Raw genomic sequence first — 23,091 nt, 5'->3', positions numbered from 1 at the left:
ATATGCCGCCGCCTCACTGATGCGTGCTCCAGTACTCGTCGGCCTCCTTCTGGATGGTCTCCAGGACCTCCTTGTACGTGCCGGGCTCGGCGACGAACTTGCTGAAGCCGTCCAGCGCCGCGGTCAGGATGGGTGGCGGCGTGGCCTCGAAGTAGCGGTTGACCAGGCGGTATTTGCCGCTGCCCGCGTCCTTGGTGACGGCGCCGAGCGCCTCGTCCTTGATGACGACCTTGGGATTGGCACTCACGTCACCCCTGCTCGTCGCCCACTTCTCCTGGGCCTCGGCGGTGGTCCACCACTTGAGGTACTTCATGCCGGCGTCGGGGTCGGCGGCCTTCGCCAGCGAGCAGAGCGGCCCGCTCTCGAAGATCATCGAGGTCTTGGGGAGCGCGGCGTTGACGTTGGGGATGACGAAGAAGTCGTAGTCGACGCCCGGCTTCATGTCGCGCTGGGTCATGCTGGTGTTGAACCAGGTCCCGAAGGACACCATGGCGGCCTTGCCGTTCTTCATCACATCGCCGGGGTCCGTTTTATCGCCTGGATTGATGAAATATCCGGCGTCGATGAGCTGCTTCCACTTCTCCATCACCTGGACCACGCCCGGGTCGGTGTACTTGGCCTTGCCGGTGGCCAGGCGGTCGTACAGGTCGGGGTCGGTGCCGGCCATGAGCTGCTCGAACCAGACGAAGGAGAACAGCACACTGGTGTGGTAGAAGGCCTTGACGCCGTTCTTCTTCAACGTCTCGGCCGCCTGGACCAGCTCGTCCCAGGTGGCCGGGGGCTTCAGGCCATACTTGTCGAAGATCTTCTTGTTGTAGAACATCCCCCAGTACGCGACGTTCATCGGCACGCAGTACTGCTTGCCGCCGATCGTGTAGTAGGGCGCGAGATCCTGCGACAGGTCGCCGGCCTTGATCGCCTCCTGCCAGACGGCCGTGGTGTCGGCCACCTGCTTCTGCTTGACGATCTCCTCCAGCATCCCCCCGGTCTGCCAGGTGAACAGGTCGGGCTTGACGTTCGTGCGGAACGACGCCTTGATGAACGCCTGGTACTGCGCCGAGTCCGTGTATCCCGTCGGCTTCATGCTCAGCCCGATGCTCTGCTTCGACAAAGCGCTCATCTCGTCGAAGAACTTCGTCCACGCGCCCTTGTCGTTGTAGAGCGTCAGCTCGGTCTTCTTCTGCTGCGTCGCGGCTCCGTTGCCGCCGCAGGCGGCCAGGGCAAGCGCCGCCACGCCCAGCATGGCAACACGTGACCGGAACATGGGCCGGCCTCCTTGGTTCTCTTATCGGGGGGCGTTGGTTCTTTGGGAAGGCTGCAACCGGTGCTCGATAACCGTCTTCACGTCCACCAGATGGGCTCGCATGCGCTCCTCGGCCTGCGCCGCGTCACGCGCCTCGACGGCCTCCAGGATCGCCAGGTGCTCCTCGTAGTCGCGGCGCCGGTCGTCGAAGATCTGGAGGATCTCCCGCTGCTCGGGTCCATGGACGGTGAGCAGCGAGTCGACGACCTCGTTCAGCACGCTGTTGCCCGCCATCCGCGCGGTCGCCCGGTGGAAGGTCATGTTCGCGTCGTGCAGTTCGGCGTCCTCGCCGCGCAGATGCCTGCCCGCCTCGTCGAGCGCCTGCTTGAGCGCGGCCAGTTCCTCGCGGCCGGCGTGCTCGGCGGCCATCGCGGCCAGCGGCGGCTCGATCAGGATGCGCGCGTCGAGCAGCTCCAGCAGCCGGGCGGCGCGGATCTCGCGCATGTTGGGGTTGGGCAGGACCAGCCGCTCGATGTCGGCCCCGACGTAGATGCCGGAGCCGTGCCGCATCTCGATGGCCCCGGTGGCCTCGAGCCTGCGCAGCGCCTCGCGCAGCGTCGGGGTGGTGACGGCGAAGCGCTGGGAGAGCTCCCTGGTCGAGGGCAGCCTGTCGCCCGGCTGGTGCCCTCCCGTACGGATGAGCTCCAGCATGCGCTCCGTCAGAGCGTCGGACAGCGTGGGCCGCGATACCTCGGACATATCAAGTGATCTAATCACTTAATCCGCACCGGCGTCTACGAGGAGAGTAGTTTTCGCGGCATGAAGCGTGTGATGGTGTGGATCCTTGGGATTGTCCTGGTATTAGCCGTGGCCGGGGTCGGTGGCGCGGGCTGGTACTACTCCGGCATGGTCATCGACCCCTCCCACGGGGGCTCGTACCCGCTTTCCGTGGTCGCCTACGACGGCTCCCGGGTCACCTTGACGGGCGGGAACGACACTGCCGCGCCCGGCGTCTACGGGCTGACCTGGCGCGACGGCAACGCCACCCTCGGCCGGGTGATCTCGTCGTCCGGCGGTAGCGTCGTCAGGGAGGTCGTGAAAGTGCGGCGGGGGATCTTGCGGCCCGGCGTGCGCGCGTACTTCGACCGCTGGGTCTGGGGCCACGAGGACCCGCGCTCGGCCCTGGACCTGCCGTACTCGACGGTCTCGATCCGCAGCACGTTGGGCGAGTTCCCCGCCTGGCTGACCCACGGCACCTCCAAGACCTGGGTGATCGCGGTTCACGGTCGCAACGCCAACCCCTCCGAGGCCCTGCGCTTCATGCCGCTCTTCCATTCACTGGGACTGCCGGTGCTGGCGATCAAGTACCGCAACGACGAAGGTGCGCCGGCGAGCGAGGACGGCAAGTTCCACCTCGGCGCCACGGAGTGGGAGGAGGTGGCGGCGGCGATCGCGTACGCGCGTGGCCAGGGCGCGACCGGCGTGGTCCTCTACGGCTTCTCGATGGGCGGCGGCATCGTCCCTATGGCGGCCCGCATGCTGCCCGGCGAGCCGATCAAGGGCCTGATCCTGGACAGCCCGGTCCTCGACTGGAACGCCCCCATCGATCTGGGCGCCCGGCAGCAGGGCGTCCCGTTGTGGCTGGCCTCGGTGGCCAAGTTCATCGTCGAACGCCGCACGGGCGTCTCGCTCGACGACCTGGACCACGTACGCCACGCCAACGAGTTCAAGCAGCCGATCCTGCTGTTCGTCGACGATTCCGACACCAGCGTTCCCGTCGCGCCCTCGCTGCGTTTCGCGCAGTTGCGGCCCGACCTGGTGACGCTCGTCCAGACGCGCGGCGGCGGCCACGTGGGCTCGTGGAACGTCGACCGGACCGGGTACGAGCGCGCGTTACGCGAGTTCGTCACCCGCCTGCCCGCTTGAGGAGATTCGTCATCATGTCGATCTGCCCCTTCCGCGAGGCCTGCACCTGCTCAGCCCATTCCTTGGCCGTGGGATTCGCCCCGTTGTAGACCTCCATACCCGCCAGCTGAACGGCGTCGTCCTGGTGCGCGATCAGCAGGTTGAGCAGGTCGCGTTCGAAGGACTTCGACTTCTTGAGTTCCTGGATCCGCTCGACGCCGGTTTGCGGCATGCCGCCGTGATGGTCGTGGGAGCCGTCGGCCGGCTTGAGCGGCTGGTCCCAGGAGTGCAGCCACCGCAGCATCATCTCGACCTCGTCCTGCTGGGTGCTCTCGATGGCGGCGGTGAGCGTCCTGATCTCGGGGGCGGTGGCGCGGGCGGTCCCCACCTTGGCGATCTCGATGCCCTGCCGGTGATGCTGGACCATCATCTGCACGAACATCACGTCGTCGGCGTTGACCGGCGCCTCGGGCGCCTGGGCATTCCCGCAACCGGCGATCATCAGCAGCAGGCCGCCGAGGGCCGTCGCGACGAGTCTCACCCGCACCCCGCCCTCCCTAGCCGATAAGAAACCTTCCTAAGAATTCAGGACTTCATAGTGAAGGTAGACGGTCCCTGACGTGAACGCCCGTGTTTCCAGCAGCCTCGTCCTGATGGGGACGTCGAGCGGCGGGAAGAACGGCTTGCCCGCGCCCAGCACCAGCGGGTGAACGAAGATGCTCATCTCGTCGATCAGCCCGAGCCGCAGCAGACTCCCCGCCAGCGTGGCCCCGCCGACGTCCAGGTCTCCGCCCTGCTGCCGCTTGATCTTCAGGACCTCCTCCTTCAGATCGCCGGTGACGAGCGTGCTGTTCCATTCGACCTTCTCGAGCGTGCTGGAGAAAACGTACTTGGGCATGGCGCGCCACGTCCTGGCGAAGTCCACTTCGAGTTCGGGGGCGTCCGGCCGCTCGTCGGCGGTGGGCCAGTAGGCGGACATGTTCTCGTAGAGACGGCGGCCGTACAGGCTGCCGCCCAGGTTTCCGGCCTGGTCGTTGATGAAGGCGTGGACCTCGTCGTCAGGCGCGGTCCAGCCGATGTCGCCGTTGGGCGACTCCGTGTAGCCGTCGAGTGAGATCAGCAGCGAGTAGATGATTTTCCGCATGTTTCTCATGACGGCGGCGTGCGCGCGAACTCATCGATGGTCGCGCAGAAATTCCAGGGCGGCCTTCTGGTGGTGTTCCGCGATGCCCGTCATGAAGGCCCGATCCGGGAAGTCCCCGTCCAGCAACCGCAACGGCCCGGCGACGAGAGACAGGTGCTGAGCGAGCTGGTAGAGCCTCATCCGCCGCTCATCGAGCCCGTCGGCGCGCAGCCGCTCATAGTGCTCGCCGAACCGGATCCGCAGGAAGACGTGCTCCCACTCGACGTCGAAGAACATCGCCCCTTCGATGTCGATGATTACGGGTTCGCCTTCTTCGTCCACGAGCACGTGGTCAGGGCCCAGCTCGCCATGGATGAGCGCGTACTCGTGGCGCGGCTCCACGCCGGCCCTCATCTCCCTGAGGAGCGCGTCGAACTCCTGCCGAGCCGCCCGAATGCCGTCCACCCTTCTCGCCGCCTCGGCGAGGTCCTTCAGCGCCCATTCCAGCACGACGTCGACGCAGTCCCGCCCCCGCACACCCCGGCCGTCCTCGACCAGCGCGACTTTCCCGACTTCCGGCGCCCGATCCCGCCCCATGAGGTCGAGAGCACGCGCGAGCCTCTCCAGCACCCGGCCCCCGCTCATCGGATCCTTCTCCAGCAGGTCCTCCAGCGTCCCACCGCGGACGTCCTCGACCAGGGCGATGTCAGCCGGATAGTGCAGGCCGCTCCCGTCGGCGAAGTAAAGCCTCGGCACCCGCACCCCTTGGCCGCTCAACCGGCTTTGGGCTGCCTGGAAAAGGCGCAGTCCCGAAGCATGCGAGAGCACATGCGAGCCCTCCGGTGACGAAGAACCCGCGTTCCAGAAATCCTCGTCCTCGGACCAGACGTAGAGCAACGCAGTCCACTCGTCATCGAACCGGAGCCGGTAAACCCCCTTCTTGCTGCCTCCTCTGAGCCGCTCGATCTCGACGAGCCGCCGCCCATCCCCGAGGGCCTCCCGAACCAGCCCGCCCAGTTGCCCGGCCTCAACGAACCGCCGCTGCCGCGTTCCCACGAAACCCCCACGTTGACATGAACTTTACTTGAGGTTGCACCTTATATCCCATGGGAACCTTCGAGATCGGCGTCATACTCCCCGGCATCCCCGTACAGCACCGGGACGGCCTCGACCTGCGAGCGGCCGCCAAGCACGCTGAGAACGCCGGGTTGGACGGCGTATGGCACGGCGACCACCTGGCCATCGGCGCCCCGACCTTGGACGCGCCGATCGCGCTGGCCATCGCCGCCGTCGCCACCACCCGGGTCAGGATCGGCGCCAGCGTGTTCATCCCCGCGATCCGTCCCATCGCCTGGGCGGCCAAGCAGATCGCGACACTCCAGTACGTGTCCGGCAACCGCCTCGTCCTCGGCGTCGGCTCCGGCGGCGGCCCCGGCCAGTGGGCCGCCGCCGGAGTCCCGTACCCCGAACGCGGCCGCCGCACCGACATCGCCCTGGCCCTGCTCCCCCGTCTCCTGGCCGGCGAGCGAACCCAGTTGCGCGACGAACCCGGCGAGCCGACCGTCGAACTGGCCCCACCCGTGCCTATGCCACAGGTCTGGGTGGGCAACGCCTCGGCCGCGGCCATCCGCCGAGCCGCCCGCCTCGGCGACGGCTGGTTCCCGTCCCTGATCTCACCCCAGGAGGTCGCTGAGGGCAGGGAGAAACTCGTCGAGGCGGCGGCCGAACACTCCCGTCCCACTCCCGTCATCGCCATCGGCGGCACCGCCGCACTAGGGTCCGGCGTACCCTCCCGCGAGGAGATCGCCTCGGGGATCAGAGCCGCCTACGGCCGCCCCCTGGACGAGGTCATCGACATCCCCCTCACCGGCCACCCGAAGGAGGCCGCCGAGAAACTGGCCGCCTACCGCGACGCCGGAGCCGGCCACGCGATCATCGGAATCGCGGGCGGCGACTGGCGGTCTCAAGTCGACCTGCTGGCGGAGGCCCGAAGCCTGCTGCGCCAGTAGATGACCTCGCCGCTCAAGGCTCTTGACCACCTGCCACAGCGAGCAACACATCAGCGTGGCACTCCTGATCGGGCCTGCACCAGCACGCGAGATCCTTGCCGGCGAGCTCCCGTCGGGCCTGCTCGACCAGTTCGGGATGCTCCCGCAGGTGAATCCGGTACAGCTCGATCACCTGGGCCCGCTCATGGACCCGTCCGCCGCAGACCCGACATCCCTGCCGCCTGAGGCTGTGCGGGCTGTTGTACGGACTCGCCTTCAGCCCCGGCGCGGCCCTGCCGACGTAGATCGCCCCCTTGGGCACCCGCCCGTGGTACATGTCGCCCTCGACCTTGACACGACGTGGCATGCGGCGCCTCCTTCTCTCAGCCTCAATCCAGATGAGTTCCCAGATGAGGGCCACGTACCGCGGACCCGGCCGAATCCCGAACCACCGCCGGCGTGAGGTTCGCCGTCGTCGTGGCCGCGGTGGTGACGCGAGAAACGGAGATTCCCGGGGTGCACGACGAGTGTCCCCCGCGGCGAGCCAGTGCTACGAGTGATCTCCGAGCCGAGGCGGCCACCCTAGGACCGGCCCCTCGCCGATCACGTCAAGTGCCTGGCCGGCCTCGTCCTGGTCGTGACCTGGACGGGTTCCCCCAAAGGGGCGTCTCGCCATTTCCTCCAGGACTTCGGCCGTCGCATCAGGAGACGCTCCTCCGCAGCCGCCTCCACCACCACCTCATTGACGGCGCCTTTGGCCGCCTCAAGCACCAGGCTCGCCCTACGCCGGTTGGCTCGGTGCGGGAATCTCTTGTTCCGCCTGATGTTTCTTGCGTGAACTCTTGTCGTTCTCGCCATAGTCGTTGCGATGATCCTTGGCATAGGCCGGCGCTTTCTTCTCCTGAGGGCTCCTGCGCTGCCCCACGTATCGCCTCCTGCTTTCGCCGAGCGGCCGGCTCGCTTACTCGGGCGGGGCTACCTTCAGAGGGTGGATGAACAGACAGCCCCAACGGCTGGTATGACGATCAGTGTCCGCACCCGCCGGGACGTCGTGGTCGTGGATCCAGAGCGATTCCTGGCGTCAGCCCGCGCGGCGTATTGTGATCTCCATCCCGGGACCAGTGAGGAAAGCGCAGCCGAAAACATCCGCGATGTTTACGACGCGGTACACATTCTGCTGGACCGGTTCGGTCGGCTCGTGGCCGACACACCAGAGACGTTGATCGGCCGCTGTGGACTACGACCGGGCAAACGTGTGCTGGACCGCCCAGACGGCCTCTCCCCTGCGGGCGAACTCGAGCAGATCGTGCTCGAGGAGCCGATGCCGTTGCAGGACTACGGCTGCTTCCTCCCCGAGGACCCCTTCGCCCTGCCACCCGGCTCCCAGCATTGAATTCCGGCAATCCGCCTGCGCGGGCCACGGCCGAAGCACGCTTGACCTTGCCCCGTGTGGGCCTCCACGGCGTCCTGGCCCTGCTCACCGGGGACGCACCGAGTAACTACGGGTGCTCTGTTGACCTGGTGGGCGTACCGGACACAGTGCCCGCTGTGCTGTACCTCGCTGCTGTACGCCCACGCAAAAGGCCCTCCCGGATCATCCGAGAGGGCCTTTGAACTGGGAGCCGCCTTGGGGATTCGAACCCCAGACCCCTTCATTACGAGTGAAGTGCTCTGGCCGACTGAGCTAAGGCGGCGCGCCGTGCAGCGTGAAAGAGTCTACAGGAGCCCAAGGGGTTCTCGCTCCCATTGATCACCCCATACACGGCAGACCGTATGCCCGCGCTATACGGGCTCCCCATCCGAGTCGCCACCATACGTCGAGTCGTGCGCCTTCCGCGGCGCGCACACGCTGGCGACGGAGCACGCACACCGCCGCCCGCCGTCGTTCAGCCGCACCACCACGGAGTCGGACGGCACGTTGTGCCCCACCACGGTCCCAGCCCCTTGGGGAGTCTCCACGCTGGCCCCCACCCGAGGGGCCGACGCCCGGAACTCCTGGTACAGCGGATGCTCGTACTTCAGGCAGCACATGAGCCGCCCGCACGCCCCCGCGATCCGCAGCGGGTTGACCGGCAGATCCTGGTCCTTGGCCATCCGCACCGACACCGGCTCGAAGTCCTTCAGGAACGTGGCACAGCACAGGTCGCGGCCGCAGGGGCCGATGCCGCCCTGGAGCCTGGCCTCGTCCCTGGGGCCGATCTGCCGCAGCTCGACACGGGCCCGGAGGTTGCGGGCCAGGTCGCGGACGAGAGCGCGGAAGTCCACGCGGTTCGGGGCCGAGAAGTAGACCGTGTAGACGTTGTCCTCGTCCAGGTAGTCGACCCCCACCACCTTCATCGGCAGCGTGTGCCGTTTGATCAGGCGCTTGGACACACTGCGGGCCTCGGCCCTGCGGCGCTTGTTGGACTCGTCGCGGGCGAGTTGCTCCTCGCCCGCGAACCCCGCGCACACCGGCAGCCCGTCGACGTCCTCACTCGTGTATTGCGGCGCCCACACGCACTCCGCCACCTCCGGACCGGAGTCCGTCGGCACGAGCACCTTGTCGCCCACCTTCGGGCTGTGCTCGCCGGGATCGAGGTAGTAGAGCCTCCCGTAGCGGGTGAAGCTCACGGCCATGATCATTCCCATGGGCTCGAGCTCGCCTCCTGACGGCCTAGGGGGTATTTACGGCCTTCGTTGCCACATTACGTGGGTCCACGCGATGGGCGTCAGGGGTGGTGGTGTGGATATTGGCCGGGATCATGTGCCTGCCGGGCAGGCCTCCTTGTCCGGCAGCAACAATCCGTAACCCTCGATCAGCTTGCCCTTGAGGTCAAGACACCCGTGGTAGTTGACCTGACTCACGCCTGGTTGCCGCTTCAGTTCGCCGACCACCTCAGCCCACTTGGACTCTCGCTTGAGCACCAATCGGAACGATTCCGGCATGTCCTCCACCTTGGTCGCCTGGAGAAGCGCCTTGTTGTCGCTGTACGCACGCCGGAAGTTCTCGTACGCCGCCTTCTGGTCCTCGAAGAAGTACGACCGGACCTCCGGCATGCCCTTGATCACTTCCCTGATGGCCTTCCTCTGGGCATTCGTCACCCCCTTGCCGCGGCAGGTCGGCACCGCCGATCCCTTGCTGCAGAGGAAGGCGCTGATCTGGGCCTTCCGCGGCGGCGGGGTGGCCTCGGTGCGGGTCTTCTCCGAAACGTTCAGGATCCCGGACATCCCGTGCAGCGCCTCGGCCACCTTGCGCGAATCAGTCCCTTCCTCGAGCCTCAGCCTGAACGCCTGCGGCATGTCGGTGATCTTGACCGAGTCCAGCAACGTCTTGTTGTCCGCGTACTCGATCCTGAACTCGGCGTAGGCCTCCGGCTGAGTCACGAAGGACATCTCTCTGAGCTGCGAGAGCCCCCTCAGCTTTTGCTCGATCGCCATCACCTGATCACGGGTGACCGCCTTCCCCTGGCAGTCCCGGCTCTGCGACGACTTCGTGCAGAGGAAAACGCTCATCTCCACCTCGCCGCTCCGGGTCGGCTCGGGATCCGTGGCCACCACCCGATCCACGCCCTCAGTGCCACCGAGCCCCACGGCCGTCGCCGCCCCCGCGAACACCACGACCACAGCCACGGCCACCAGCCGGAAATCCACCCTGAACCGCCGCCTCTCAGGCGCCCGGAGCGGTCTGAGCGCGCCGGAGTCGATCGTCGCCCCCGCCTCGATGAGGGCTTCGCGCAGTCTGTCTTCCACCGGGCTGTTCATGAACCCTCCCCTAGAGCTCGGCCGAGGGCGGCCAGCCCTCGTGTGATCGTGGACCTGGCCGTGCTGGCGCCGATCCCCATGGTGTCGGCGATCTCCTGGTCGGACAGTTCGAGGTAGTAGCGAAGGGTCAGCGCCTCGCGCTGCCTGCGCGGCAGCTTCCGCAGGGCGAGCAGCACCTCGCGCCGCTCCTCGCCCACGAGCGCGGCGCTCTCCGCCGACCAGACGTGCGGCTCGTACGGCACCGCCCGCCGGAACACCGTCGCCCGTCTGCGCAACACCGACCGGCACCCGTTGAGCACCGCGGAACGCACATAGGCCAGGGCTTTGTCGACGTCACGGAGCCGCCCCCGGCCGGCGTGGGTGCGGGCGAACGCCTCCTGCACCACGTCCTCGGCGGTCGCCCGATCACCGACCATGATCAGGGCCAGCCGTACGAGACCCACGTGATGGTCGGCGAAGATCGACGCCACGTCGACCCGCTGCCGCGCCAGAGCCTCTTCCTGAGTGAGTAGTTCGACTTCCACGTAACAGAGACGCCCGGCGGCCTCATCTGCTGCTTCCGTCACGCCGTCATCTTCCGGCGCCCGCCTTCGCCTCGCCTACCCTGCTCCTGGCGCGCACGCCACGCTCTCGAGGTCGTCGGTCTCGGGCCCGAAGAACCCGTATTCCACATACAGTTTTACCCGGGTCTCCAAGCATCGCTGGTTGGACGCCTGGCTCACTCCTGGCATCCGCGCCAGCCTGCCGGTGATGGAGTTCCAGTCGGCGTCGGGGTACAACATCAGCCGATACGACTCCGGCATGTCCGAGACCTTGGTAGCGCTGATGAGCGCCTTGTTGTCGGCGAACGTGCGGGAAAAGTGCTGATACGCCGTCCTCTGGTCTTCGAAGACATACGACTCGATCCCGGGCATCGTGTCGAGTGCCGCGATAATCGCCTTCTTCTCGTCCGGCGTCACCGCCTTGTCGCTCGCCTTGCCCCGGCCGGACGTGCAGGCCGGCATGGCCGAGGTCTTGGTGCACATGAAGACGGTCGCGTCCGATCTCGCCGGCGTGGACGCTGATCCACCACGGATCTCCAGCGGATCCTCAAGGCCGCTCACCCCTGGCCGCCTGCCGACCGCCACTCTCACCCGCCGCCTGTCGACCCCGTGCTTCACCCTCAGGCGAAACGACTCCGGAAGGTCCTCGGCCTTGACCTTCTTCAGCAACGGCCGGTTGGCGGGGAAGTCACGCTTGAAGGCCTCATACGTGCCGGCCCGATCGAGGAACGTGACCTCGGTCAACTCCGGCATGGCATCCAGGAACGCCTTGAGCGCCCGCTTCTGTTTCTGGGTGGTTTCACGCTTGTCGCAGCCGTACGTGGACGGCGTGCATAGGAAGACCACGATCTCCTGCTGATCGTCGGCGACTGCTTCCGGCGAGGCCGTCGGGCTGAGCGCCGCGGCCGCCGCACGGCGTTCCTCTCCCGGTCCGGCGACGACCGCCACCGCCGCCACCAGCGCCGCGACGGACGCGGCCGCCCCGCTCAATAACCACGGCCGCAGCCACGACCCCCGAGACCCCGCCCTCACGTCCACCACTGCGCCGCCTTACAGGAGTCCTTGTGCCCAGTGAGAGTCAGCCACGCAGCGACAGCATCATCGCCTCCACCGCGATCTGCGGATTGACGTTCGCCGCGAGCCTTTCCCGACACTGCATGATCGCATCAATCCGGCGCAGCGTTTCCTCAGGCGTCGACCGCTTGGCCAGTTGATCCAGATCGAACCGGATGTCGTCGTTGGCCAGCTCCACAGCGGCCCCGAGCTGCAGCGCCAGGACATCTCGATAGAACGACACCAGCTCCAGCAGCGCCGAGTCCAGCGAGTCGCGCTTGATCCGCGTGGCCCGCGACTTCTGCCGGTCCTCCAGCTCCTTCAGCGCCCCGGCCCCGCCCCGCACCAGCCCCCGGTTGAGCCCCTTGCCCGTGGACCCCTCGCCGTAGATTTTGCGCAGCTCGGAGGTCTCGCTCTCGTTGAGCAGCGCCGTGGCCGCGGCCGCCTCCTCCTCAGCGGTCTTCACCAGGCGCTCGGCGGCGAACACGCACTCCCCCACCCCCGTGAGCGAACGAGGAATGCTCAGCACGGCCTCGCGGCGCTGCCTGGCCCCCTCGTCCAACGCCAGCGCCCGCGCCCTGCCGATGTGCCCCTGAGCCGCCCGCGCGGCGAACGTGGCCGTCTCCCACGGCACACTGTCGCGTGTGGCGAGCACGTGGGCGACCGACTCCGTGCTGGGGGTCGTGAGGGTGACCAGCCGGCACCGCGACCTGATGGTGATCATCAGATCGTCTGCGGCGGGCGAGCACAGCAGCCACACCGTACGGGGCGGTGGCTCTTCAATGGCCTTGAGCAGGGCGTTCGCGGCCGACTCCGTGGCCCGGTCGGCGTCCTCGAAAAGGATCACCCGCCACCGGCCCTGCGTCGGCGCCCCGGCCGCACGCAGGATGAGCTCGCGGGTCTGCTTGACGCTGTAGGACAGGCCCTCCGGGCGTACGGCCTCCAGGTCGGGGTGGGAGCCGATGAGCACCTGATGGCACTGGTCGCAGTGGCCGCAGCCGCCGTCCGGGCACAGCAGCGCCGCGGCGAAGGCGCGGGCGGCGTCCTCCCGTCCGGAGCCGGGCGGGCCGGTGAACAGCCAGGCGTGCGTCATGCCGGCGCCGCGCCCGCCGCCGACGACCTCTCCGGCCGCCGTCGCGGCCCGCGACAGCACGGCTGTCGCCTTGTCCTGCCCGACGAGGTCATCGAAAACCGTCACGGGCTAAGGCTAGTCGCGGATGGCGGGCATCGTGCCCGTGACGTCCTCTGACTCGTGCGGCACCGGATCGGGCAGGATGTCGTGGATGCGGTCCTGGATCTGGCGGGTGATCACCTCGGGCGGTTGCATACCGTCGACCACGAGGTAGCGGTCGGGCGCGGCGGCGGCCAGCGCGCGGAACTCCCTGCGCACCCGCTCGTGGAACTCCAGCGGCTCGGCCTCGATCCGGTCCACCGCCCCGCCCAGCCGGGTCAGCCCCACCTCGGGCGGCGTGTCGATGAGCACGGTCAGGTGCGGCACCAGCCCGCCTGTCGCCCAAGCGTTGATCTTGGACACGTCCTCGGGGTCGAGCGCCCGCCCGGCGCCCTGGTAGGCCAGCGACGAGTCCACGTAACGGTCGGTGATCACCAGCGAGCCCCGGTAGAGCGCCGGCCGGATCACCTTCTCGACGTGCTCGGCCCGGTCGGCGGCGTACAGCAGCGCCTCGGAGCGCGCCGACAGCCCGCGCTCGGCCGCGTCGAGCAGGATGGCCCGCAGCCGCATGCCGACCTTGGTCGAGCCCGGCTCGCGCGTCTGCACGACGTCGTATCCCTGATCGCGCAGCCAGATCGCGATCAGCCGGGACTGGGTCGTCTTGCCCGACCCCTCTCCGCCCTCGAACGCCACGAACAGCCCGGGCACGTGCTCGGCCGCCTCGGTGGTGAACCGCTCGCCGCGCACCGCAGCGATGAGGTCCGCCGCCAGCGGGACGCCCTTCCTGTCGTCCATGTGGCGCAGCCCCAGGAGGCCGACGGTCATCGCGAGCGCCCCGCCGACCACCAGCACCAGGTTGGCCCCGTCGAAGTCGTAGCCGAACTCGCCCAGCACCAGATCGTGCTCGCCGTACAGCGCCGCCAGCGGGCTGGCCGCGGACACCACCAGCAGCAGCGTCACGCGCGCCGTCGACTGCAGGAACGAGAACGTACGGCCCCGCAGCGCGTCCTCGACCTCCAGCCCGATCAGCGTGTAGCCGATGATCCAGGCGATCCCCGCACACGCCCCGAGCAGCACGGTCAGCATGACCACGATCACCAGGTTGTGCACCAGCGCGATCGACACCAGCACCAGCCCGGCGACCGTGATGGCCAGCCCGAACAACCGCCGCCGCGACAGCTCGCGCAGCAGCCGGAGCCCGAAGAACATGCCCAGCGCCATGCCGACGAAGACCGACGCGAACACGACACCGTAAGCGGCGTCGCCGCCCCCGAGCGTGCTCACGTAGATCCGTGCCACGCCCACCACGGCCCCGCCGGCGGCGAACGCCCCCAGCATGCCGATGATCAAGCCCCGCACCAGCCGGTTGCCGCCGACGAACCGCCAGCCCTCGACGATCTGCTTGAGCACGGAAGGCGTGGAGATCGCGCCGTCCCGCTTGGGGATGTCGCGCAACGTGAAGATCAGGAACGCCGACACGAGGTAGGCGCAGGCGTTGACGACCAGCGCGAGACCGGTGCCGTCCCGGTCCGCCAGGAACGGCACGAGGTTCCTGATCAGGTCGCCCGCCACGGACAGCGCCGCGAACAGCATGGCCGCGACCGGCGCGCTGCCGTACGTGACCAGCAGGTTGAGCTGGTTGGCCGACTCCAGCTGCTCCTTCGGCACCAGGTTGGGCACCGTGGCGTCCTTGGCCGGGACCCAGAACAGGTTGACGCACTCGACCAGGATGGTGGCGACGATGACCCACTGGTAGCTGTTGACCACCGGGATCGACAGCACCACGGCGAACCTGGCCAGGTCCGCCGCGAACATCGTCAACCGCCGGTCGAACCGGTCGGCGAAGACGCCCGCGAGCGGCCCGAGCAGCACGGCCGGGAGCATCTTGGCGATGAAGACACCGCCGACGGCCAGCGATTGCAGACGGTAGTCGTCGTGCCGGGTGAGGTTGGCGGCCAGAGCGGTCAGGGCGAGGATGTTGAGCCAGTCACCGAGGCTGCACACCGACATGGCCGTCCAGAGCCGTCGAAACGGCGCATTGGCCAGCACATGTGTAGGGCGGCGTCGGCCAGGGGCAGTCATAATCTCAGCGTATCCAGGGTGTCGGCCAGAAGCGGTCGGGCAAGAGACGAGCCGGATATTCCCGGCGGCTCGTGGCCGAGAGTATTACGCTCGCGGTCCCATGCGCAGGTTACACACCTCGAATAGGTCCCCGAAAACATCATCAATTGATAACTCCGGCCCCATGTCGAGCCTCTTCCACCAATGACGACCACTCGGCACGGATATCGGGTGGCAGGTCCAGATCGTCCCAGAGCTCTGCGAGGAGCACGCCGTCCACGTGGTCGAGCAGCTCAGGAGGGCCGCCCTCGCGCAGCAGCAGCGCGTACGCCGCCCGCCGTTCCTCCCGTACGCCCAGGTCGTAGGCTCGATCGCGCAGCCGCGCCACTCCCAGCGCCGCGGCGACCGGCAGCCGCCACAGCCGGCTCGGCACGTGAAAGGGCCGGTCGCCCCTAGCGGTGAACTCCACTTTCGGCTCCAGCACGAGCCGGAACCCCGCCGCGTCCAGGATGCGGCCCGCGGTCTCAAGCGTCGGCGACTTCCTGCCGTGCTCGTAGGCCGACAGCGTGGTCCTGGATGTGCCGCTCATGCCGGCCAGCGCCTTCTGGTTCATGCTCGCCGCGCGCCTGGCCTGCTTGAACAGCAGCCCGCCGCGCTTGGCCCAGACGGCGACGTCGGACTCCAGCGCCGCCTCCATCGGTGAAGACACCATGCCCACCTCCGAGAAGTATCCGTATGGATACTAAGCCAGGATGGCGGCTCGTGACCACTGGATCACATTAAGTCAGCTCCAGCATCGTGATCTCGGGCGGCGCCCCGACACGCACCGGCGGACCCCAGAAGCCGGCGCCTCTGGTGACATAGACCTGCACACCGCCGACAGTGGCGAGCCCGGACACCACCGGCTGCTGCAGCCCCACGACGAGGTTGAACGGCATCATCTGCCCGCCGTGCGTGTGCCCGGAAAGCTGCAGATCGACGCCATGGCGCGCCGCCTGGTCCACCAAGACCGGCTGGTGTGCGAGCAGCACCGTGGACCGGCTGGTGTCGCGGCCGCCGAGCGCCTTGTCGAAATCGGGACCGTCGCCGGCGGACGCGCCGTTGAGGTCGTTCACGCCGGCCAGGTCGAGCACGGCCCCCTGGTGCTTGATCTCCACACGCTCGTTGCGCAGGGAGCGTACGCCGAGCTGCCCGAGCTCCTCAATCCACTCGGCGAACCCGCCAGGAGCGAAATACTCGTGGTTGCCGGTCACGAAATATGCCCCGTAACGGGACTCGAGGTTCTTGAGCGGCTCCGCCAGCGGGCCCAGCTGTGCGACCGATCCGTCCACCAGGTCGCCCACGATCGCCACCACGTCGGCCTCGAGCCCGTTGATCATGCGGACGATGCGCTCGGTGTGGGCCTTGCCCGTGAGCGGTCCCAGGTGGATGTCGCTCACCACGGCGAACCGCAGCCCGGCGAGCCGCTGGTCCAGCTTCGGCAGCCTGACGTCGACCCGCTCGATCACGGGATCGCCCAGGGCGGTCGTCACGCCGAAACCGACCGCGCCCATCGCGCTCACCCCGGCGACGGCCGCGGTGGTCCGCCCGAGAAAAAGCCGCCTGCTCATGGGTGCGACCTCGGTCTTCACCGGCCCGGCGCGCTCGACGCCGGCTTGCCCTTCCTCGGCGTCCCCGACGCCGGCCCCCTCCTCGGCCTGCACCGACGCGCCCGCCAGAACCGCGACCGGCTCGGGCTCAGGCTCGGCCTCCGGCGACCGCCTCCGCTCCACCCGGCGCAGGAACACGGCGGCCACGGCGCGCGGGATCTCCAGCACGGCGAGGAACACGAGCAGGTAGAACATCAACGCCAGCCAGAGGTAACCCGGCCAGGCCAGCCAGTGCCCGAGCTCCGCCCGCGTGCTGACGAACGTGGCCACGACCAGCACGACCAGACCCACCAAGCTCCAGGTCAGCGCCTTGCGCAGGCGGCCGGGACCGGTGGTCGAGCGCACCAGCCGGTACCACAGGTAATAGTGCGCCAGCAGGATCAAGCCGACGAAGATCAGGACCACCACGTATCGATGCTACGTCCGGCGGCCGCGTGCAGCGGCCACCGGAGCACCAACAGGGGTGCGCCCTATGACTTGGACGCCGGCTTCTTCGCGGGAGCCTTCTTCGCCGGGGCCTTCCTGGCGGTGGTCTTCTTCGGCGCGGGCGCCCGCTCCCGCCGCTCGGCCAGCAACTCGGCGGCCCGCTCGATCGTGATGTCCTCGACCGTGTCGCCCTTGCGCAGTGAGGCGTTCGTCTCACCGTCGGTCACGTACGGCCCGAACCGCCCCTCCTTCACCACAACGGGCTTCTTGGAGGTGGGGTCATCGCCCAGCTCGCGCAGAGGCGCCGCCGCCGTGGCCCGCCGCCCGCGCTGCTTGGGCTGCGCGAACAGCTCCTTGGCCTGCTCGATCGTGACCGTGAACAGCTGATCCTCGGAGGCCAGCGAACGCGAGTCCGTCCCCTTCTTCAGGTACGGGCCGAACTTCCCGTTGAGCGCGACGACCTCCTCGCCCTCCAGCTCACCCACGACCCTGGGGATCGACAGCAGCCTGAGCGCGTCCTCCAGCGTGATGGTGTCCAGCGACATGGTCTTGAACAGCGAGCTCGTACGGGGCTTCGGCGCATCGGCCTTTCTCGTCCGCCGCTTCGGCGCCTCGTCCTCGGCCGGCTCGGGCAGGATCTCCGTCACGTACGGGCCATAACGGCCGTCCTTGGCCACGATCATGTGCCCGGTCACCGGATCGTGTCCCAGCTGCCGGTCGCCCGTGGGCCGCGAGAACAGCTCCTCGGCCTTGTCCGCCGTCAGCTCGTCGGGCGTCATGTCCTCGGGCACGTTGACCCGCGCGCCGTCCCGGTCCAGGTAAGGGCCGTACCGTCCGACCCGCAGGACGATGTCCGTCCCCTTGATCGGGAACGAGCTGATCTCCTTGGCGTCGATGTCACCGAGGTCGGTGACCATCTCCTTCAGGCCCTCGTCGCCGTCGGAACCGTAGTAGAAACGCTGCAACTCCGGCACGCGCTCCGCCCGGTCGTTGGCGATGTCGTCGAGCACCTTCTCCATCTCGGCCGTGAAGTCGTAGTCGACCAGGTTGCCGAAATGCTGCTCCAGCAGGTTGACCACCGCGAACGCCAGGAACGACGGCACCAGCGCCGTCCCCTTCTTGAACACGTAGCCGCGGTCCAGGATGGTCCCGATGATCGAGGCGTACGTCGACGGCCGCCCGATCTCCCGGTCCTCCAGCTCCTTGACCAGCGACGCCTCGGTGTAGCGCGCGGGCGGCTTGGTCGAGTGCCCGGCCACGTCGAGCCTGGTCACGCTGAGCCCGTCGCCCTCGGCCAGGTTCGGCAGGCGCTTCTCGGAGTCGTCGCGGTCGGTCGACGGGTCGTCGGCCCCTTCCACGTACGCCTTGAGGAACCCGTAGAACGTGATCGTCCGCCCGGACGCGCTGAACTCGACGTCCTCGCCGGACGACGACCTGCCGCCCACCTTCACGGTGACCGACTCGCCGACCGCGTCCTTCATCTGCGAGGCCACGGTGCGCTGCCAGATCAGCTCGTACAGCCGGAACTGGTCACCCGTCAGCCCGGTCTCGCCCGGCGTGCGGAACTCCTCGCCCGAGGGCCGGATCGCCTCGTGCGCCTCCTGGGCGCTCTTGACCTTGCTGCTGTAGACGCGGGGCTTGTCCGGGACGTATTCGCGGCCGTACAGCCTGATCGCCTGCGACCGCGCGGCCGCAACCGCCGTCTCCGACAACGTGATGCTGTCGGTACGCATGTAGGTGATGAAGCCGTTCTCGTAGAGCCGCTGGGCCACCTGCATCGTGTACTTCGCGGAGAACCCCAGCTTCCGGCTGGCCTCCTGCTGCAATGTGGTCGTCCGGAACGGCGCGTACGGCTTGCGCGTGTACGGTTTGCGCTCGACCGACTTGACCGCGAACGACGACCCCCGGAGCCGGCCCGCCAGCGCTCCCGCGGCCTCCTCGGACAGGTGCAGCACGCCTGCGGTCTTGAGCTGACCGGTGCTGGCGAAGTCGCGGCCCTGAGCCACCCGCTTGCCGTCGACCACCGTCAGCGTGGCCGTGAAGTCGCGCGGCCGCTCCTCGGACCTGCCGGTGTCGAACAGCGCCTGCAGGTCCCAGTAGTGGGCCGACGTGAACGCCATGCGCTCCCGCTCGCGCTCCACCACCAGCCGCGTCGCGACCGACTGGACCCGGCCGGCCGACAGGCGGGGCTTGACCTTCTTCCACAGCACGGGGCTGACCTCGTAGCCGTAGAGCCGGTCGAGGATGCGCCGGGTCTCCTGGGCGTCCACGAGGCGGAGGTTGAGGTCGCGCGGGTTGGCCACGGCGTCCTGGATGGCCTGCGGGGTGATCTCGTGGAACACCATGCGGTGCACGGGCACCTTGGGCTTGAGGACCTCGCGCAGGTGCCAGGCGATGGCCTCCCCCTCGCGGTCCTCGTCGGTGGCCAGGTAGAGCTCGTCAGCGTCCTTCAGCAGCTGCCGCAACTTGGCGACCTGCGACCGCTTGTCGGGGTTGACGACGTACAGCGGCTCGAAGTCGTGCTCGACATTCACACCGAGACGCGCCCATGGGGCGCCCTTGTACTTCTCGGGGATGTCATCGGCCCTCTCCGGCAAGTCCCGGATATGGCCGATGCTCGATTCGACGATGTAGCCGCGCCCGAGGTACCCGGCGATCGTCTTCGCCTTGGCCGGCGATTCGACGATCACCAGGCGTGTTCCGCCGGCGCTGCCGTTCTTGGCTGGCACGCTGCTTCCTACCTCGCTGTTCGCTTGCAAAATCCCCCTGCCGGGAGTCGGCACAGACTGAAAGGTAACCCGACTCGCGGAAATTTCCTTCCCCCCGGGCTACCCACAACCTTCCGGGTCCACCCACGAGCACGCAGAATAAGGCCCATCGAGCGGCATGGCGCCCTGACTCACCCTGGAGACTAATCGTTGTGCTCGACTACTCCTACATGGATATCTTCATTCCGCGCGACCTCACTCGCGAAGCAGCACGTCAGCTGCTGACCGAACACGCAGAGTACGGCCAGTGGGAGCTCGCGCGCGTCCGCGTCCACCCCGACGGCAGCCGTCACGTACGGCTACGCCGCAAGATCATTCGGGTACGCAGCACGCTCTGAGCCGACACGCTCCGAACGCGGACATGGCTTTGCCCGTCCCGGGCCGCGCCCCCGGAACGGGCAAAGCATCTATCGCCGACTGCTCACGGGCTGTGAGCAGTTGCCGTGTCTGTGTTCGTGCGCTCCGATTCCCGTGTTACGGCCGAACCAGAACTCAGCGGATTCCTTACTTACGGCCGAACCGGATCCGGCGGGCCGACGCGAACAGCGTCGCCGAGGCGGCGAACATGGCGCCGAGCACCAGCGCGAGCAGCGAGCTCGAGTTCATCCCGGTGACACCGGCCGGCTGCTCGGCGCTCATCAGGCCGACACCACCGACGGGCAGGCCGCGGGTGACCGAGGTCACGGCGCCGCCGGCCGGTGCGGAGCCGATCAGGTCGGTCGCGGGGCTGAGCGGGGAGGACGGGCGGCCGGCGGTGCGGCCACCGCGGTCGGCGCGGCCGGACATGGCGGTCTTGGCCGGCTTGGCCGGGGCCTGCGCCTGGGTGGGCAGGCCGGGCAGCTCGGGCAGCTCCGGCAGGCCGAACGTCTTGGCTGCGTCCTCGACCAGCGGCAGCGCGGTCGCGCCCGCGCCCTGGGCCTTCTCGGTGAGGCCGGACACGGCTTCGAGCTGGGTGACGCCGGTGAGGTCCTGGACCTGCTTGGTCACGCCGGAGACGTCCTGCACCTGCTTGGTGACGCCGGACATGCTCTCCAGCCGGCCGCCGGCGGCCTCCTGCAGCGCTCCGACGGCCGGAGCGTTCTGGAGGGCACCCAGGGCCGGGACGCCCTGCAGGCCCGCCAGGGCCGGTGCCGCGGGCAGCATGGGCAGCAGTCCGCCCTTGGCGGCCGCGACCTTCTCCCTGGCGTGGGCGAATCGGTGGTAGCCGTGCGGACGGTCGTAACCAGGCTTGCCGACGTGCGCCCCTCCGAGGCACCCGGCCGCGGCGTCGCCCAGGGCGGCCGCGGCGTTGCCGCAGACGTTGACCGGCGCGGCGATCGGCGCGACCGCCTGATTGCCCGACCCGACGCCCGCCTGGCCGGAGGTGTGGTTGCCGCCCCCGCGCGAGCCGCCGTTCTTGACCGACGCGCCGCCCTTGCAGCCCGCGAACGCGTGCCCCAGCGAGGCCGTCGCGTTCCCGCAGACATTGACCGGCGCGGCGATCGGCGCGACCGCCTGATTGCCCGACCCGACACCCGCCTGGCCGGAAGTGCGGTTGCCGCCGGCGCCGGAGTTGCGTACCGTGGCGCCGCCGTCGCATCCCGCGGAGGCGTTGCCGGTCGCGTTGCCGCAGACGTTGACCGGCAGGCTGACCGGGGCCACCACCTGGTTGCCGCTGCCCGCCCCGAAGCGTCCGTCGGTGTCGTTGCCCGTCGAGCCCGCGTGCACGTGGCGGCTCTGGTAGGCCCGCTTGCGGCCGTTGTCGACGGACGAGCCACCCTTGCAGCCGGAGAACGCCCGCCCGAACACGGCCACCGCGTTCCCGCAGATGTTGACCGGCGCGCTGACCGGCCGGACGGACTGGTTGCCGCCCAGGACGCTCCCGGCGCCCGAGGTGCGGTTGCCGCCGGCGCCCGCGCCGGTGTTGAAGACGTTCGCGCCGCCCTTGCAGCCGGCCGTGGCGTCGCCGAAGATCGCCACCGCGTTGCCACAGGTGTTCAGCGGGGCGGAGATGGGCGCGGTGTGCTGGTTGCCGCCGAGCACGCTCGCGTCGCCGGAAGTGCGGTTGCCGCCCTTGCCCTGGTTGCGAACCGTGGCGCCGCCCTTGCAGCCGGCGTCAGACTTGCCGAACACCGCGACCGCGCTGCCACAGGAGTTGACCGGGGCGCTGATCGGCGCGTTGATCTGGTTGCCGCCCCCTACGGAGGCGTTGCCCGAGGTCCTGTCGGAGATGCCGGTCCTGCCGTTGGTCACAACCTCGGCGCCGCCCTGCGAGGAGGCCTCCGCCGAGCCGGCCGTCGCGACGGAGTTGCCGCTGATGTCGATGGGCAGGGAGATCGGCAGGTCGACCTGGTTGCCGCCGCCGGAGGACGCGTTGCCCGAGGTGTCGGCGAGGGCGGTGCCGCTGCCGGCGAACGACATGACCGCCACTGCGAGAAGGGCGGCAGGAGTCGATGCCTTGGCCCACGTACGCATGATGAATGCTCCTAGTGGTTCTGGGGGGATACCTGAACGGATCGCGGGCAGCCCGAGGCCAGGTGAGGTTCACGCACAGCGGAGACCTCGGATTCGCGAACCGGTTGAACTGACGTGTCACCCGCCGGCGGAGGGGATCAGGCCACGCTCCGCCGCTGTTTCTGGGAATGACCGGTCGTCCCCCGAGAAGGGGAGGTGATGGACCGACCGGACTCCGGGCGGGGATCAGTCAGGAGAGAAAGAGGGATCGTCCGCCGCTGTGCGGACGACGGGGGGAAGCACGTACGCGATGGGAGCGCGCAGCACCTGCAGTCGCGGGTCGAAGACGGACCTCGCGATGTCCCCCGCAGCCGGCCCGAACGGGCCGCTGCCGCCGCCGTTGGGCACCAAGCCATTGGTGTCCAGGATCTTTCCGGCGGTGGACGGTGATGGCAGGCCAGGATCCCGCTGGCTGTTGAGCCCGTCGACCGTGCGCCCGGCCATGGCCTCGGCATTGTCCGACGCCGAGACGTGACCGGTGCCCACAAGGGCATGGGGCGCGTCCGCGTGGTTCGCGAACGCCTGAACGGAGTCGCCCAGTGCCTGGGCCTGAGTGGAGTCGGCCGCCGCCGCGACGGCGCCCGCGGAGGCTCCTGTCGCCGCGGTGGCGTCCGCGGCCGCCGGAGCAGCGGTGAGCATGCCGAACAGAACAGCGAGCAGCCACCCGGCGGCCACCAGGCCACCGATGGCGACTGCTCGCACGACGAACCGACGGGCACCGGCCGCGAACCGCGCCATCCGGTCAACCCGATCGGTGGTCTCGTTCTGTCCCGGGACGGTCACGGGCAGACGGCACGCGGCGAGGGACTTCGCCCTCGACTGCCGTACCGCCGCGCGTGCCACGTGACCTCCCGAAACTCCAGAACCGGCCCCACATCGTGGGACCGGTCCGTGGACTCACCCCTCAACGGTCCGTAACCGTAGCAGC

22 protein-coding genes and 1 tRNA gene are annotated in these 23,091 nt (G+C 68.7%); 4 read left to right on the top strand and 19 right to left on the bottom strand.

Translation table 11 applies throughout. The features are described 5' to 3' along the window. Positions 1-13: 13 nt before the first annotated feature. Both ACIBX3_RS27805 and ACIBX3_RS27800 read right to left on the bottom strand, forming a co-directional pair. A complete protein-coding gene (locus tag ACIBX3_RS27805) occupies positions 14-1,264 on the bottom strand; it encodes an ABC transporter substrate-binding protein (protein ID WP_397121885.1) in 1,251 nt (416 codons plus the stop codon). Positions 1,265-1,285: 21 nt separating this feature from the next. Next, the gene (locus tag ACIBX3_RS27800; protein ID WP_397121883.1) at positions 1,286-2,002 is read right to left on the bottom strand and encodes a FadR/GntR family transcriptional regulator; all 717 of its coding nucleotides are present in this window, start codon (positions 2,000-2,002) and stop codon (positions 1,286-1,288) included. 60 nt (positions 2,003-2,062) lie between these two features. On the opposite strand from ACIBX3_RS27800, the gene ACIBX3_RS27795 reads away from it, so the two are divergent. Next, positions 2,063-3,169, top strand: a complete 1,107-nt coding sequence (locus ACIBX3_RS27795) for an alpha/beta hydrolase (RefSeq protein ID WP_397121881.1) — start codon at positions 2,063-2,065, stop codon at positions 3,167-3,169. On the opposite strand, the gene ACIBX3_RS27790 is transcribed toward ACIBX3_RS27795, so the two are convergent. The 3 genes from ACIBX3_RS27790 to ACIBX3_RS27780 are packed head-to-tail and all read right to left on the bottom strand — an operon-like array spanning position 3,150 to position 5,327. After that, a complete protein-coding gene (locus ACIBX3_RS27790; RefSeq protein WP_397121879.1) occupies positions 3,150-3,695 on the bottom strand; it encodes a DUF305 domain-containing protein in 546 nt (181 codons plus the stop codon). The two genes, ACIBX3_RS27795 and ACIBX3_RS27790, sit on opposite strands and share 20 nt — an antisense overlap. A 30-nt stretch (positions 3,696-3,725) precedes the next feature. Beyond that, positions 3,726-4,292, bottom strand: a complete 567-nt coding sequence (locus tag ACIBX3_RS27785) for a dihydrofolate reductase family protein (protein WP_397121877.1) — start codon at positions 4,290-4,292, stop codon at positions 3,726-3,728. 30 nt (positions 4,293-4,322) lie between these two features. Continuing rightward, the gene (locus tag ACIBX3_RS27780) at positions 4,323-5,327 is read right to left on the bottom strand and encodes a phosphotransferase family protein (RefSeq protein ID WP_397121875.1); all 1,005 of its coding nucleotides are present in this window, start codon (positions 5,325-5,327) and stop codon (positions 4,323-4,325) included. A 50-nt stretch (positions 5,328-5,377) separates the two neighbouring features. Here ACIBX3_RS27780 and ACIBX3_RS27775 point away from each other — a divergent pair, with 50 nt between their 5' ends. Next, the gene (locus ACIBX3_RS27775; protein ID WP_397121873.1) at positions 5,378-6,280 is read left to right on the top strand and encodes an LLM class flavin-dependent oxidoreductase; all 903 of its coding nucleotides are present in this window, start codon (positions 5,378-5,380) and stop codon (positions 6,278-6,280) included. Between the two features lie 13 nt (positions 6,281-6,293). Here ACIBX3_RS27775 and ACIBX3_RS27770 read toward each other — a convergent pair whose 3' ends face one another. Together ACIBX3_RS27770 and ACIBX3_RS27765 are read right to left on the bottom strand one after the other, a co-directional pair. Beyond that, positions 6,294-6,626, bottom strand: a complete 333-nt coding sequence (locus ACIBX3_RS27770; protein WP_397121871.1) for a DUF4326 domain-containing protein — start codon at positions 6,624-6,626, stop codon at positions 6,294-6,296. A 414-nt stretch (positions 6,627-7,040) separates the two neighbouring features. After that, positions 7,041-7,184: a hypothetical protein gene (locus ACIBX3_RS27765; RefSeq protein ID WP_397121869.1), complete on the bottom strand. Its 144-nt coding sequence runs from the start codon at positions 7,182-7,184 to the stop codon at positions 7,041-7,043. A 63-nt stretch (positions 7,185-7,247) separates the two neighbouring features. On the opposite strand from ACIBX3_RS27765, the gene ACIBX3_RS27760 reads away from it, so the two are divergent. Continuing rightward, entirely contained in the window at positions 7,248-7,652 is a 405-nt protein-coding gene (locus tag ACIBX3_RS27760) for a hypothetical protein (RefSeq protein WP_397121867.1), read from the top strand. A 227-nt stretch (positions 7,653-7,879) separates the two neighbouring features. Here the strand turns inward: ACIBX3_RS27760 and ACIBX3_RS27755 are convergent. The 10 genes from ACIBX3_RS27755 to topA form a co-directional block, all read right to left on the bottom strand. Continuing rightward, positions 7,880-7,953 (bottom strand) — tRNA-Thr (locus ACIBX3_RS27755). A gap of 88 nt (positions 7,954-8,041) precedes the next feature. After that, on the bottom strand, positions 8,042-8,887 hold the full coding sequence (locus ACIBX3_RS27750; RefSeq protein ID WP_397121865.1) for a stage 0 sporulation family protein: 846 nt from the start codon (positions 8,885-8,887) through the stop codon (positions 8,042-8,044). 111 nt (positions 8,888-8,998) lie between these two features. Further along, positions 8,999-10,000: a permease-like cell division protein FtsX gene (locus ACIBX3_RS27745; protein WP_397121863.1), complete on the bottom strand. Its 1,002-nt coding sequence runs from the start codon at positions 9,998-10,000 to the stop codon at positions 8,999-9,001. Next, entirely contained in the window at positions 9,997-10,566 is a 570-nt protein-coding gene (locus ACIBX3_RS27740) for a SigE family RNA polymerase sigma factor (RefSeq protein ID WP_397121861.1), read from the bottom strand. Before ACIBX3_RS27740 ends, ACIBX3_RS27745 begins: the two co-directional genes overlap by 4 nt. Positions 10,567-10,599: 33 nt before the next feature. Beyond that, positions 10,600-11,574: a permease-like cell division protein FtsX gene (locus tag ACIBX3_RS27735; RefSeq protein ID WP_397121859.1), complete on the bottom strand. Its 975-nt coding sequence runs from the start codon at positions 11,572-11,574 to the stop codon at positions 10,600-10,602. A 46-nt stretch (positions 11,575-11,620) separates the two neighbouring features. Then, entirely contained in the window at positions 11,621-12,793 is a 1,173-nt protein-coding gene (locus ACIBX3_RS27730) for a DNA polymerase III subunit delta' (protein WP_397121857.1), read from the bottom strand. Between the two features lie 9 nt (positions 12,794-12,802). Next, positions 12,803-14,848, bottom strand: coding sequence for a dTMP kinase (gene tmk / locus ACIBX3_RS27725; protein WP_397121855.1), 2,046 nt, complete (start codon positions 14,846-14,848; stop codon positions 12,803-12,805). A 142-nt stretch (positions 14,849-14,990) separates the two neighbouring features. Continuing rightward, positions 14,991-15,539: a helix-turn-helix transcriptional regulator gene (locus tag ACIBX3_RS27720; protein ID WP_397121853.1), complete on the bottom strand. Its 549-nt coding sequence runs from the start codon at positions 15,537-15,539 to the stop codon at positions 14,991-14,993. 67 nt (positions 15,540-15,606) lie between these two features. After that, entirely contained in the window at positions 15,607-16,884 is a 1,278-nt protein-coding gene (locus ACIBX3_RS27715) for a metallophosphoesterase (protein WP_397121851.1), read from the bottom strand. A 62-nt stretch (positions 16,885-16,946) separates the two neighbouring features. Next, on the bottom strand, positions 16,947-19,631 hold the full coding sequence (topA, locus tag ACIBX3_RS27710) for a type I DNA topoisomerase (protein WP_397121849.1): 2,685 nt from the start codon (positions 19,629-19,631) through the stop codon (positions 16,947-16,949). A 209-nt stretch (positions 19,632-19,840) separates the two neighbouring features. On the opposite strand from topA, the gene ACIBX3_RS27705 reads away from it, so the two are divergent. Then, complete coding sequence (locus tag ACIBX3_RS27705) at positions 19,841-20,008, top strand: DUF5703 family protein (RefSeq protein WP_371248993.1); 168 nt, start codon at positions 19,841-19,843, stop codon at positions 20,006-20,008. A 166-nt stretch (positions 20,009-20,174) separates the two neighbouring features. Here ACIBX3_RS27705 and ACIBX3_RS27700 read toward each other — a convergent pair whose 3' ends face one another. Together ACIBX3_RS27700 and ACIBX3_RS27695 are read right to left on the bottom strand one after the other, a co-directional pair. Next, positions 20,175-22,124, bottom strand: coding sequence for a chaplin family protein (locus ACIBX3_RS27700; protein ID WP_397121847.1), 1,950 nt, complete (start codon positions 22,122-22,124; stop codon positions 20,175-20,177). A 225-nt stretch (positions 22,125-22,349) separates the two neighbouring features. Further along, positions 22,350-23,006 (bottom strand): hypothetical protein, encoded by a 657-nt coding sequence (locus ACIBX3_RS27695; protein WP_397121845.1) that lies wholly within the window; start codon positions 23,004-23,006, stop codon positions 22,350-22,352. Between the last annotated feature and the right edge of the window lie 85 nt (positions 23,007-23,091).

The organism is Nonomuraea sp. NPDC049480 (genome assembly GCF_044465905.1).
In the GTDB taxonomy this organism is placed as follows: Bacteria; Actinomycetota; Actinomycetes; order Streptosporangiales; family Streptosporangiaceae; genus Nonomuraea.
The sequence above is the reverse complement of the archived record's forward strand: the minus strand, read 5'-3'. Positions and strand labels throughout refer to the sequence as shown.

What these genes read in the sequence shown, in the direction of transcription:
- ACIBX3_RS27805 (WP_397121885.1), bottom strand. Translation starts at nt 1,264, where the DNA reads ATGTTCCGGTCACGTGTTGCCATGCTGGGCGTGGCGGCGCTTGCCCTG.
- ACIBX3_RS27800 (WP_397121883.1), bottom strand. Translation starts at nt 2,002, where the DNA reads ATGTCCGAGGTATCGCGGCCCACGCTGTCCGACGCTCTGACGGAGCGC.
- ACIBX3_RS27795 (WP_397121881.1), top strand. Translation starts at nt 2,063, where the DNA reads ATGAAGCGTGTGATGGTGTGGATCCTTGGGATTGTCCTGGTATTAGCC.
- ACIBX3_RS27785 (WP_397121877.1), bottom strand. Translation starts at nt 4,292, where the DNA reads ATGCGGAAAATCATCTACTCGCTGCTGATCTCACTCGACGGCTACACG.
- ACIBX3_RS27775 (WP_397121873.1), top strand. Translation starts at nt 5,378, where the DNA reads ATGGGAACCTTCGAGATCGGCGTCATACTCCCCGGCATCCCCGTACAG.
- ACIBX3_RS27770 (WP_397121871.1), bottom strand. Translation starts at nt 6,626, where the DNA reads ATGCCACGTCGTGTCAAGGTCGAGGGCGACATGTACCACGGGCGGGTG.
- ACIBX3_RS27750 (WP_397121865.1), bottom strand. Translation starts at nt 8,887, where the DNA reads ATGGGAATGATCATGGCCGTGAGCTTCACCCGCTACGGGAGGCTCTAC.
- ACIBX3_RS27745 (WP_397121863.1), bottom strand. Translation starts at nt 10,000, where the DNA reads ATGAACAGCCCGGTGGAAGACAGACTGCGCGAAGCCCTCATCGAGGCG.
- tmk (WP_397121855.1), bottom strand. Translation starts at nt 14,848, where the DNA reads ATGACTGCCCCTGGCCGACGCCGCCCTACACATGTGCTGGCCAATGCG.
- ACIBX3_RS27720 (WP_397121853.1), bottom strand. Translation starts at nt 15,539, where the DNA reads ATGGTGTCTTCACCGATGGAGGCGGCGCTGGAGTCCGACGTCGCCGTC.
- ACIBX3_RS27705 (WP_371248993.1), top strand. Translation starts at nt 19,841, where the DNA reads ATGGATATCTTCATTCCGCGCGACCTCACTCGCGAAGCAGCACGTCAG.
- ACIBX3_RS27700 (WP_397121847.1), bottom strand. Translation starts at nt 22,124, where the DNA reads ATGCGTACGTGGGCCAAGGCATCGACTCCTGCCGCCCTTCTCGCAGTG.